An 11,798-nucleotide genomic window follows, 5' to 3' on the forward strand; every position below is an offset into this window, starting at 1 on the left:
CTGGTGCTGGATACTATCCACGGCGGTGCCGAGCTCGCCGGGGCGCTCCGTGGTGCCGGCCACCAGGTGGACGAGGTGGACGTCTACCGCGGCAAGGCCGGCATCCCCATCGAGGAGGCGCTCGTCCGCACCTACAACCGGGTCACCGCACCGGTCCACCTCGATCCCGATCACCTGCTTCTGCGACGCCACGGTTCCGCGGTCTCCCACCACGAGATGGTGCAATGGATCCTCGGCGGCCGGCTGCCACATCCGTTCATCGAGATCACCGGGGCACGGGGAAAGACCACCACCGCCCACGCTCTTGCAACGCTCCTGCCGGGCCCGGGTATCCTGCACACCTCGACCGGGACCTACCGCTACCCGGAGCGGGAACTGCTCTGGAAGCGGAGCATCACGCCCGCGTCCCTTATCCCGGCGGTGCGCGAGGCAGAACGGATCGGCGGCTGGCTGGTCGCCGAAGAGTCGCTCGGCGTCACCGGCGCCGGGGACGTGGCGGTGCTGACATCGGCGGAGGATTACCCGATCGCGGCGGGCAAGAAGCGCGCGATCGCGGAGAAGTGCCGGCTGCTCGCCTGGGCGCCGGCGGCCGTCCTCCCGCCGGGAATCGGCCTTGCGGGAGGGGTCGCGGCCGACGGGGTGGTCTCCTTCGAGGGGGAGATCTGCCGCTACTCCGGGAACGGGGTCAGCGGGTCGTTTGAAAACCCGCTCTCTCTCCTTGCGGGCTACCGCATCCCCCTCATGCTTGCGGCAGCGACCGCCTGCGTGCTCGGGATCGATCCCGCCCCCCTCGGGCGGTTTGCCGCCCTGCCCGGCCGGATGGCGGCCCGGTGGGAGGGAGGTGTCCTGATCATCGACAACGCGAACAGCGGGACGAACATGATGACCACCGTTGAGGCCGCCCGCTACGCGAGGGAACTCTCGGGCAACGCGCCCCTGACCCTGGTCATCGGCGAGGAGGCGCGGGCCGTCTGCGAGGGGTTCTGTCCGGAGGACGTCCGGCGGACGGTGGCGGCCGTCAGGCCGGCGGGCGTCGTCTACGTCGGGGAGGGGCATCCCGCGGCGACCATCGATGCGGGGCTCGATGCCGCCAGAGTGATCACCCCGGCAGGCGCGATCGTCCTTGCAGTAAAGACGTGGAGATAACTATGGATTACATTCAACCGAGACCGAGTTCTATCGTCGCGGCGCTTTATACCGCCCGCGACCTGGGGGTGGACGTGGCGGTCCTCCACGGCCCGTCGGGCTGCTCGTTCAAGCACGCCCGTCTCCTCGAAGAGGACGGCATGCGGGTGCTGACGACGTCGCTCGCTGACAACGAGTTCATCTTCGGCGGGCACGACCCCCTCATGCGGGTGCTCCGCTACGCGGAGGAGACATTTTCGCCCCGCCGGATGGCGGTCGTCGGGACGTGTGTTTCGATGATCATCGGAGAAGACCTCCAGTCCGCGATCCAGGACGCAGGGATTGAGACCCCGGCGATCGCTGTGGACATCCACGCCGGGTTCCGGGAGAACATCGACGGGGTGCTTGCGACGCTCGAGCCCGCGGCCGATGCCGGCTGGATCAGCGGCGACGAACTGAAACGCCAGCGCTACCTTTTAGCGAAGGCAAACGAGGTGGAGCGGCTGCGGGGAGCGGCCTCGCGGACCTACATCGAGCCCTCCCGCGGCGACCTCAAGCACGTCGCGGCGGAACGTCTCGTGGAACTCGCCGACTCCAGTGCGGCCGGGATTGCGGTCATGAACGCGAAGAAAGAGACCGCCTACATGTTCGCCGACGAACTCCTCGCGCTCCACGACGCCTGCCCGGACGCCGCGGTCACCTATATCGCGAACCTCGAAGACCGTGGCCTCCCGAAGGTCCGGGAGGACGCCGGGCGGATCCTCGCCGGGATGCGGGAGAAGGGAGTCGACCCCGTCCTGGTCGGGGCGCTCGACGAGTACGGAGCAAACGGCCCCGCGATCGGGGAGCGGGTCCGGGAACTCGAACCCGACTTCGCCCTCATGGTCGGGGTTCCGCACGCCGTCCCCCCGGAGTATACGGAAGGGATCGAGGTCTTCTCGATCACGAACGGCCCCCGGCAGGTGGAGCCGCTCCGGGAGATGGGGCACCGGCACGTCATGGTCGAGATCGACCTGCACCCGAAGACCCTCGGCGTCAGGGATATCGTCGCAAGCGAGTTCGGGGAAGTCCTCCGGAGCATGCGATGAAGTCCTTCCTCGTCGCCGGCGACCGCTCCGGGAGCGGGAAGACGAGCATCACCCTCGCGCTCTCGGCCCTCCTCTCGGCAACCCGGACCGTCCAGACCTTCAAGGTGGGGATGGACTACATCGACCCCTCCTACCTCGCCGGGGTGACCGGGCGGCCCTGCCGGAATCTGGACGGCTACGTGATGAGCCCGGGCGAGGTCCGGGCGGTCTATGCGCACGGCTGCCGGGGAGCGGATGTCGCCGTCGTCGAAGGAGTCAGGGGTCTCTTTGAGGGTGCGGAGGCGCTCACCGACCTCGGGAGCACCGCCGCGATCGCAAAGCAGCTCGACCTGCCGGTCGTTCTGGTCATCAACGCCCGGAGCATCACCCGGAGCGCGGCGGCGATCGTGAAGGGCTTTTTGGCCTTTGACCCGGATGTCGATATCCGGGGGGTGATCTTGAACAACGTCACCGGGACCCGGCACCAGGAGAAGGCGGTCCGCGCGATCGAGCACTACTGCGGTATCCCGGTCGTCGGTGTCATCCCCCGGACGGCGGAGATGGAACTCGCGATGCGCCACCTCGGCCTCGTCCCCTACCGGGAAGGGCAGGAGCACGGGGAATTCCTCGCACGTATCGACCTCGTCAAGAAGAAGATCGCCGATCACGTCGACGCGGACGCCCTGCTCTCCCTCGCCCGGGAATCTGAGCACCCGGCGGAGGAAGGTTCTGTTTACGCGGCGGCCGATCCGGACGTCCGGATCGGTGTCGCGCTCGATGAGGCGTTCAACTTCTATTACGCCGACCTCTTCGACGTCCTCGCGTCCTGCGGGGCGGAGGTGGTCCCGTTCTCCCCGACCCACGGCCGGCTGCCGGAGGCCGACGGCTACATCCTCGGCGGCGGCTACCCGGAACTCTTCGGCGCGGAACTCGAGGCAAACACCGCGATGCGGGAGGCCCTCAGGGAGGTCTCCCGGAACGGCACCCCGATCTACGCGGAGTGCGGGGGGCTGATCTACCTCACCGACCGGATGGTGCTCGCCCCGGGGTTCGCGGGTCCGGGAGAGGCAACCTACGACCTCGCCGGGATCTTTGCGGGCGAGACCCGGATGCCGGGCCGGCGGATGCTCGGCTACGTCGTGGGTACGAGCGCGCCGGGAAGTCCCATGGGCGAGGCGGCGTTCAAGGGGCACGAGTTCCACTACAGCAGCGTCCGCCTCGCACCGGAGACCCGCTTCGCCTACCGGCTGAGCCGAGGGAGCGGGATCCGGGACGGGCTCGACGGTGCGGTCCGGGACCGGACGATCGGGAGCTACACGCACCTCCACCCGGTGGCGAGCAGAGGGATGCTCGCGCACTTCGTGGACTGCTGCCGGGGCTGAAACCCCGGGCTGCACGTTTTTTTGGGAACCCCGGGATCGTGTCCTGGAACGCTACGAACCCCGCCTTCGAGAGAGACCCGGACGGTGCACGAAACGCAAAACATACAAACAAATCGATACCACACTACTCCCATGATAATTTACCTTGACGGCAGATTCGTCCCGGAGGAGGAGGCGAAGGTTTCAGTCTTCGACCACGGCCTCCTCTACGGCGACGGCGTTTTCGAGGGGATACGGGCCTACAACGGCAGGGTCTTCCGTCTCGACGAGCACATCGCACGGCTCTACGACTCGGCGAAGGCGATCGACCTTGCCGTCCCGATCACGAAGGAGGAGATGGCCGAGGCGATCAAGGAGACGCTCCGGAAGAATAACCTGCGGGACGCCTACATCCGCCCGATCGTGACGAGGGGCGTCGGCGACCTCGGTCTCGACCCCCGGAAGTGCGAAAAGCCGACCGTCATCGTCATCGCCGTCTCCTGGGGCGCGATGTACGGCGACCTCTATGAGATGGGGCTGCGGGCCGTCTGCGTCTCGGTCAGGCGCACCCCGCCGGAGTCGATGCCGCCGAACGTCAAGAGCCTCAACTACCTGAATAACATCCTCGCGAAGATCGAGGCGAACTACCGCGGCGTCGACGAGGCGATCTTCTTCGACACCAAGGGCTACATCGCGGAGGGCTCAGGAGACAACCTCTTCGTCGTCAAGGACGGCGCCATCATCACCCCGCCGACCTTAAACAACCTGCGCGGCATCACCCGGGCGGTCGTGCTCGAGATCGCGGAGTCGATGGGCATCACCCTCCTCGAGCGGAACCTCGGCTACTTCGACCTTTATACGGCCGACGAGGTCTTCGTCACCGGGACGGCGGCAGAGGTCGGCCCGATCCGCGAGATCGACGGTAGAGTCATCGGGAACGGCAAGCCCGGCCCCGTCACCCGGCAGCTGATGGCGGCCTTCAAGACCATCACCCAGAAGGAAGGAAGTCCGATCGACGGGTGAGAAATCCGGCAGATCCCTTTTTTTCCGACCATTTTTCCGGTCCTTTGCAGACGTATAAGTAGTATGCAGGGCAAGATCGGGGTGAATGCTCCCGCCCCGTGCGAGGCCGGAGCCAGGGATACCTCACGATGACTGCCAGAGCAGTGAAGATCCCCCGGGCGACGTGCAAGCTCTTCGGCGCGATAAAGGCGCTCGCGACCATCAAACGGTGCGTCGTGCTCGTGCACGGGCCGAAGGGCTGCGTCTACCATATCAACTACATCCTCGGGATGCGGGGCGATCGCCCGTCCGAGATCTACTCGACGTGCCTTGACGAGCACGACGTCATCTTCGGCGCTGAGGAGAAACTCAGAGAAGCCATAGAAGAACTCGATACGAAACTGCACCCCGACCTTATCGCGGTTCTCTCTTGCTGCGTCTCAAGCATCATCGGCGAGGACATCGCCGCCGCGGTGAATGCCGCCTCGACCGGTGCACGGGTCGTCGGGATTGAAGCAGGGGGTTTTGAGGGCGATTTCCGGACGGGCTACAGCGAGACCCTTCGCAGGCTCGTCGAGGAGTTCATCCGGGGACCCTGCGTTGTCGAGGAGCGGTCCGTCAACCTGATAGGCCTTCTCCGGGGCGGGCCGGACCTGCGGGAGCTCGTGCGCATCCTCGACCTCGCCGGCATCCGGGTCAACGCGGCGCTTACCGCCGACGCAACGCTCGAAGACCTCAAGCGCCTGGGTTCTGCGGCGCTCAATATCGTCGTCTGCGAACCGGCGGGGGAGGAGGCCGCCGAGGCGCTCGAGCGGACCTGCGGCACCCCGTTCATCGTCGCCGACATCCCCGTCGGGCACGCCGCTACCGTCCGGTTCCTCGACCGGATCACCGAATCCCTCGGGCTTCCGCCCTACACGGGGCATGAGCCCGACACCGACGGTGCCTGCCGCGAGGTCCTCGCCGGCCGGCGGGTGGCGATCGTCAGCGGGCCGACGCGGGCGATCTCCATGACCCTCTTCCTCGCAGATCTCGGCCTTGCGCCGTCTCTCATCGTCGTGGACTTCGACTCGGATACCCTCAAAAGGCTGAAGGACCTGGCCGGCCCGGAGTGTGAGATCCTGATCGAACCCGAACAGGAGGAGATCCGGGAGAAGCTCGAGGCCTGCCGGATCGACCTGGTCTTCGGCGGGATGCTCGAGAAGCCCCTCGCCGCATCGCTTGGGATCGAGCTCGTGGACATGATGCACGGCAGCCAGAGGACGCTCGGGTTTGCCGGCGCAGAGCATCTTATTAAGGCGCTTGAGCGGCAGAAGCCCCGCCGGGGCGGCGGGTGCGGGTAGACGGGACGGCGGCATGGCCACGGCCGGCGGGGGCGCGTGCCGCCCCGGAGAACGGGGAAAGCCGGGCCGCCGGGCGGGCCGGCCGGGATTCTCCGGCATAACTTTTTTATCCGCTCACGCCCAAGTTGTATAGCACTTCGGTGCATAGACCAGCTGCTATAGTGTAGGGGCCAATCATGTCGGCCTTTCACGCCGACGACTGGGGTTCGAATCCCCATAGCAGCATACTGTTTTGAAAATAGAGGTTATGCCAAGTGAGCCCATTTGTTGGTTTGGACTGTCTTGGCCGAGTCTCATACTTCGACAGGTTTGCGTCCAATGACATCAGCAGAGACATTAGCAGTGCATTTTGACAATACATTGTGCCAAATGCATCAGATTGGACACACAGGATACCATTGAACAGCCTGCAGAGTCACACCAGGACCAACCGATGTGCGGCTTCGTTGGAGGAGGCATTTTCCATAAATTCCCCCAAGAGGTCGCCGTCGACCCCCCGGAAGCCATATTCCCGAGCATAATCTAAAAACCCCTACAAATTTGGGACGACCTCAGTATCGCAGATAATTACAGGGCACCCTCAGCTTTAACCTGATGAATCAAGTTTCGTAAAACTTCAATCTGAATTGAACTCCTCACATTAACTTTAGATTTATCTCTTCAGCAAATTCCAATTTAAGTCATTACACTGACATCGAACTGCAGTTTCCTTAAAGTCACTTTTTTCGACAAAAATTGTCGACCCACACTGATCACAGATAAACAACTTCTGAAGATTTTGGAACGCCTTTACAACAGGAACGAAATCATCAGGAGTAAAATTTGCCCATTTATTGTAATGGACATTGGGGTTTATTGCCCACTCTTCAGATTTCGTATCGGAGACAATTTTCTTTCGATACTGCTCAATTTGGGCAAACTTCGTAACTAAGTCTTTTCGGTCCCACGAATCTGCAGAAGTGCGTGCTGTTTTTATCAACGTTTTATACTTTCCCATGGAAGCGTTTACGACTTCACCAAAATCCCATTGTGCATTTGTTTTGAGTGGCACTTTGGCCTCTATCCTTTCACTAACTTCGGTGAAAAATTCTTCTAACCCTCGCCTTAATGTAGCAGCTGCTGAAGGTACATCTCCTTTCTCAAGAGCTGCATCTATCCGTTCCCAAATATCGGTAATTGTATTGACAGCAGGACCTTCGTTGATCGACCATTTATACAACTCTAAAATGTTTTTGCTTTTCACAACACCGTCCGCTTTCAGTTGGTTTTTCCACGTTTTATCGTGAGTTGTGATAATAAATTGAACTCCTGGAAACTCCCGTGCAAGAATCCCAGATACCGCCCGTCTATGGTTTGCATCAATGGACATTACAACATCATCTAATATGACGAAATCAATTAAACCCTTGTTCAATTGTTCATATAACGCTAGAAAGATGCAAAGGCCCATGCTATCCTGATGACCTTCGCTATGAAGGGCATGTGGGGGAAAGAAACCATAATCTAAAAAGTTGACCTCAAACTTTAGGCCTGCACCTGATGGGCGAAGGTTGGCATCAAATGAGTCTTCATCTGATTCGTGAATTTTCTTATATAATTCAACGAAGCGGCTACTAATATCTTCATAAAGTCTTGTCAGAACTTCATCTCTAGCGGCTATAAACGAGTTATATACCATTTCTGCACGGTGATAGTGCAGTTCCGATGAGTGTAATTGCTCCTTTGCTTGAATATATCGTCGCAGGTCTTGTTCGATGATTGTCAAATTGTCCCAAGCTTCTTGTTCAGGAGTTATTTTTGGAACATTCTCACCTAAGTGTTTCTCAATCTTGTTGAGATCCTTCAAAAAATCACCGTATGCGAACAGAGGAGCAATTATTATTTCTTCAAGTGGTAAATCAATTAAAGATTCAAGAGGCAAGTTGATCGTTTTAAGAAATTTTTGAAGGCTTGTTTGCCAAGCAGAGAGCTCAGAATATTCATTTTGTATTTCAGATGCTACCAAATAATCCAGGATATGTCGAAGATTAGCATCGATATACTGACCGTGTTTAGCCAATCGCTCCCTCAATTGATCAACGTGATCTAGTAGATCTTTTGTCTCTCTTGCAAGTGACAACTTGCTTTGAAGTAAAACACGTAACTCTCCCGGTGGAAAATAGCTGTCACAAAGAGGACAGTTTCCAGATTCGTTTATCAAATCTATACCTTTTTTTACGAGTTCATACTGTGATAATGCAGGTATCCCACTGGGTTGTTCCCTTATTTTTCTAAATAAACTGCGTAATTCTTGATCACAATCTAATATTCCAGTGCTTTCTTCGTGATCATTGATATTCCTGAGATTTTCGATATAACCCCTTAATGGAGGTAGTACACCTTTTGCGTTTTTTTCAACGACTGTTGGCGGATGTACGTTTTGCTTTACGCTTTCTATATCGACTTTATCAATCGGAGGCGCACCCAATTGTCCTCTAACTTGATTGATGAACGTAAAGACTGAATCTTCAGTGAATTTTGGATTTTTGATAAAAGCTGCAATCTCTGCAGATTCTTTTGCATGAGTGTGCTGTGCCGCCTCATACCTCCTTTTTAACTCATTTTTTACACTTTGTAACGTTGTTCGAACTTTCTCAATTTCATTTATATTAAGTAGTGTCTGTATTGTTTCAGCACGGGTTTTTGGTTGTGAGGTGATGAAATTTAGCAGTTCCTTTCTGGTAAGAACATGCTGACCCTTAGATGCCAGTTCAATCAGCGGTTGGACTGCTGGTTTATTTCCCTCAACGATGCTAGACTTAGACATTGTGCGGGCAAGAGACACTTTCCTAGAGTCATCTCCAAGTTTGAATGTAGCTTTGACTATAGCCTCAGAAGGTTCGTGCTCAATGTGAGTTCCATGCTTGGCGAGGTTGATCTCACCACTTCCTTCTCCTTTAAATCTGGATATATTCCCGGTAAGTAGGAAATCCAATGCATCAATGATCCCACTTTTTCCAGTTCCATTTGGTCCAAAAATTATGAAATTTTCCTCATTGGGTTTAATCTCAATGTGAGGTATGCCCCTTATGTTGTCGATAGTGAGAGCGATTAACTTCATTCCACATCACCGGGAGGGAGGGACATTAAATCAATCATTCGTTCTTTATTCGTCAACTCGTTCTCCAAAATCACTTTAGCTAGTGCTGAGGAAAAAGAACTATCGCAGCAATCAGACGACTTAATTTTCTCGACCATCTTTTCGTAAATCTGGTCGATAATAGATCTAGGGTAATGTCTCTTCACCATACCTTCACAACCGTTTCATTCTAACCCAAGGCGGAGAACTCAACCCTTTGAGGGGCGCTTAATAGGGCATTACAGAATGCAGTAGATATGCATTTCGTTTTTAATTTGTAGATGACCGTCCATCGTGCTTCAATTTGCAGTTTATGTGGTAAGAAATTCCTTGAAGAATGTAGGACAAGGTATATTTGACACGCAAATTAGAACTATAGTTCACAACAGTCTTTATGCCGGAAAATTACGGTGGTGATAGAAAATGCTCACTAAATGAGCCACCGTCAAGTTTGAAGCTCGATGTTCTCACAGATCCACTGGAGCCATCGTTTAACAGTTGAAGCCCTTCTACGTAGCGTGTCTCCCGATAGCGTAGTGTTCGCCTCTATAACATCTGCCATGTGAGCGATGCTCAATCTATCAAGATTACAATCCAATCGGATAAGCTCGTGGATTAAAGTATTGAAGGTGGGCTTTGCCAGAATTTGCTTCAGTAATAGCAAATTCCTCTGATTCCGGTTGTTGTAATGTCGTAATGTTTCGCCAAGGGGAGTGAGTTCGAATGTGTTTCTCCTGTCATCGTCACGTTTCACGAACCCAAGATAAATGGCTGCATTTGCGTAATAGTCCCCCTGCCTTTCATCAAAGTCAAAGAAAGTGGAGATTAACTCCTTTGTATTGAGGGGATCCTCTTCAAAGTTGGTCACAAGATCTATGACCTTATCAAGGTCGTTTGCCTGAGGATAAGGAACACCTTGAGGCTCTTCGCTCACGACCGGGACTGTTTTAATAAGCTCACCGAGATTGATGCTCTGCCTGACAGGCTCATTAACTACGAATCCCTGAGACCGAACAACTTCTAACTCCCCAAACCTGTCCCCAAACTTGAACTCGGTCAGATAAAAGATTCCATTGGTGTATATGACGAATATCGGGACAACCTCTTTATCCGTCCGGATAGACCAGTCGCGATACGGATAGTAGAGTTGCCGGATATGGAAGTCATCTCGTTTCCCGATTTTGGCCTCCAGAACGTATATTCTATCCCGACTCTCAAAGCCGGCATCCACTTCAATCTGAACCCCCGATACGTTGACACGATGATCACAGTCAGGGAGACTAAAGTCGAATTTTGTGGAACGTAATCTTCCACGGATAGTCAGAAAGAGATCGGACTCATTCGTGAACGTCCTTAGAAGAGATATAAGATAGGCATAATCGATTGCTTGTGACTCGCTTGTTACCGTACTTAATCGAAGCGTCTTGAAATTCTGAATATCAGCTCTGGGGATGTATTCCGTGATTAGGGTACTATCCAGCGACGCGCTATATGAGTAGTAACTCTGCTGGGTGTCGTCTTTAAAGATGATGTACCTGCCGTTATCGACAGGGAAAATAGAGAGGTTATGCTTTCTGAAGATGGTAGGCCGTGAATTCAGAGTATCCTGCTTTGCCATCAGGCGTGGTTCACGATGATTGCCACTATTCTCTTTGAGTTCATCAGCGGTAACGTAGACAAACCCATTATTATTGATCTTTTCCAGAAGATTGAGATTGTTAAAGACGTTTTGCCATGCGTCGTCGTTTTTCCCCATCAAAACACCGAAAGATTGTTTCTTCCAGTTTTGTAATTAGTTATTATCAACTCATTGATTTCGCCCCGGCTCTTCCCATTACAATTAATTGCGCGACGAGCAGGGACCCGATCGATATAGTAGTCAGAATACAGGTCTTCGAAGAAGTGATCAGCAGGATCTTCATTTTTAGGATCTGAGTTGCTCAACATCAGCTTCGCTCCTTTTGAATCCAAGGTATGGAAGAACTCAGCAAGGCGCCTCTGGTCATCATCTCCAAAGCCATCCTTGGAGTAGGAGGTGAAACTCGAAGTCTGGTTCAAAGGCCTGTATGGTGGGTCAAAGTAAACGAACGTGCCCCCGCCGACGTACTGAGCACATTTCGCGAAGTCACCAAGATGTATGCTTGTATTCTCGAGGAGAGCCGAATCGCTTTGGAGCACTTCTTTATGCAATATTTTGGGGTTTTTGTACCGACCGAAAGGCACATTGAACTCACCTTTCGAATTGACCCGGAATAATCCGTTGAAGCAAGTTTTATTAAGGAATATGAGATCTGCCGCCCTCTGAACCCACGCTTTACTGTATTTCTGCCACTGGATAGAGGTCTTAAATTCGTTGAACTTGTCACGAATTTCGTAAAATAACTCTCGTCTCTTTTCAGGATCTAACTGTAGATACGCAGTTTCCATATCTTTCAGTATTTCAATAAGTTCCTCGACATCATTCTTGACAACGGTATAAGCCAGCACGAGTTCTTCGTTTACATCAAAAATGTGACATTCGTCAAAGGTGTAATAGTTGTTTATATAGAAGTAGACAGCCCCTCCACCTACAAACGGCTCAACATACGTATCTAAAAGGCCCTCTTTCGCTTCCGGGGGAAACAGAGTCTCAAATTCCTTTAACAACTGGCCTTTTCCACCAGCCCACTTCAAAAACGGCTTGGCATTCTTAACCTTCATCCTGTTGAACCTCTTAGCAACCCTGGTGTCTCATACTGAGTATGATCAATAGAAGTATTTGAGTGTAATTTACGTGTTCTGA

General features: G+C 54.7%; 8 protein-coding genes and 1 tRNA gene. 6 read left to right on the top strand and 3 right to left on the bottom strand.

Annotated features, from left to right (window positions below; translation table 11 throughout):
• Positions 1-3: 3 nt before the first annotated feature.
• The 6 genes from cfbE (at position 4) to HL657_RS08980 (ending at position 6,123) form a co-directional block, all read left to right on the top strand.
• Positions 4-1,146 carry a coenzyme F430 synthase gene (cfbE, locus tag HL657_RS08955; RefSeq protein ID WP_317296477.1) on the top strand — a complete coding sequence of 381 codons (1,143 nt, stop codon included), beginning with the start codon at positions 4-6 and terminating at the stop codon, positions 1,144-1,146.
• 2 nt (positions 1,147-1,148) lie between these two features.
• Positions 1,149-2,213, top strand: a complete 1,065-nt coding sequence (gene cfbD / locus HL657_RS08960; protein WP_317296478.1) for a Ni-sirohydrochlorin a,c-diamide reductive cyclase catalytic subunit — start codon at positions 1,149-1,151, stop codon at positions 2,211-2,213.
• A complete protein-coding gene (gene cfbB / locus HL657_RS08965) occupies positions 2,210-3,574 on the top strand; it encodes a Ni-sirohydrochlorin a,c-diamide synthase (RefSeq protein WP_317296479.1) in 1,365 nt (454 codons plus the stop codon). The genes cfbD and cfbB overlap by 4 nt, the downstream gene beginning before the upstream one ends.
• Positions 3,575-3,706: 132 nt before the next feature.
• Positions 3,707-4,576 (top strand): branched-chain-amino-acid transaminase, encoded by an 870-nt coding sequence (gene ilvE, locus HL657_RS08970; RefSeq protein ID WP_317296480.1) that lies wholly within the window; start codon positions 3,707-3,709, stop codon positions 4,574-4,576.
• Positions 4,577-4,704: 128 nt separating this feature from the next.
• A complete protein-coding gene (locus HL657_RS08975) occupies positions 4,705-5,898 on the top strand; it encodes a nitrogenase component 1 (RefSeq protein ID WP_317296481.1) in 1,194 nt (397 codons plus the stop codon).
• A 152-nt stretch (positions 5,899-6,050) separates the two neighbouring features.
• Positions 6,051-6,123 (top strand) — tRNA-Glu (locus HL657_RS08980).
• 427 nt (positions 6,124-6,550) lie between these two features.
• Here HL657_RS08980 and HL657_RS08985 read toward each other — a convergent pair.
• The 3 genes from HL657_RS08985 to HL657_RS08995 form a co-directional block, all read right to left on the bottom strand.
• Positions 6,551-8,998, bottom strand: a complete 2,448-nt coding sequence (locus HL657_RS08985) for an AAA family ATPase (protein WP_317296482.1) — start codon at positions 8,996-8,998, stop codon at positions 6,551-6,553.
• 463 nt (positions 8,999-9,461) lie between these two features.
• A complete protein-coding gene (locus HL657_RS08990; protein ID WP_317296483.1) occupies positions 9,462-10,772 on the bottom strand; it encodes a type II restriction enzyme in 1,311 nt (436 codons plus the stop codon).
• Positions 10,772-11,716 (bottom strand): DNA adenine methylase, encoded by a 945-nt coding sequence (locus HL657_RS08995; protein WP_317296484.1) that lies wholly within the window; start codon positions 11,714-11,716, stop codon positions 10,772-10,774. Before HL657_RS08995 ends, HL657_RS08990 begins: the two co-directional genes overlap by 1 nt.
• Positions 11,717-11,798: the final 82 nt, after the last annotated feature.

Origin of the sequence: Methanoculleus nereidis, from assembly GCF_032944295.1 — an archaeon.
Classification (GTDB): domain Archaea; phylum Halobacteriota; class Methanomicrobia; order Methanomicrobiales; family Methanoculleaceae; genus Methanoculleus; species Methanoculleus nereidis.

Excerpts from the sequence above, each read along its gene's own strand:
- cfbB (WP_317296479.1), top strand. The coding sequence starts at position 2,210 with ATGAAGTCCTTCCTCGTCGCCGGCGACCGCTCCGGGAGCGGGAAGACG.
- ilvE (WP_317296480.1), top strand. The coding sequence starts at position 3,707 with ATGATAATTTACCTTGACGGCAGATTCGTCCCGGAGGAGGAGGCGAAG.
- HL657_RS08985 (WP_317296482.1), bottom strand. The coding sequence starts at position 8,998 with ATGAAGTTAATCGCTCTCACTATCGACAACATAAGGGGCATACCTCAC.
- HL657_RS08990 (WP_317296483.1), bottom strand. The coding sequence starts at position 10,772 with ATGGGGAAAAACGACGACGCATGGCAAAACGTCTTTAACAATCTCAAT.
- HL657_RS08995 (WP_317296484.1), bottom strand. The coding sequence starts at position 11,716 with ATGAAGGTTAAGAATGCCAAGCCGTTTTTGAAGTGGGCTGGTGGAAAA.
- cfbD (WP_317296478.1), top strand. The coding sequence starts at position 1,149 with ATGGATTACATTCAACCGAGACCGAGTTCTATCGTCGCGGCGCTTTAT.
- HL657_RS08975 (WP_317296481.1), top strand. The coding sequence starts at position 4,705 with ATGACTGCCAGAGCAGTGAAGATCCCCCGGGCGACGTGCAAGCTCTTC.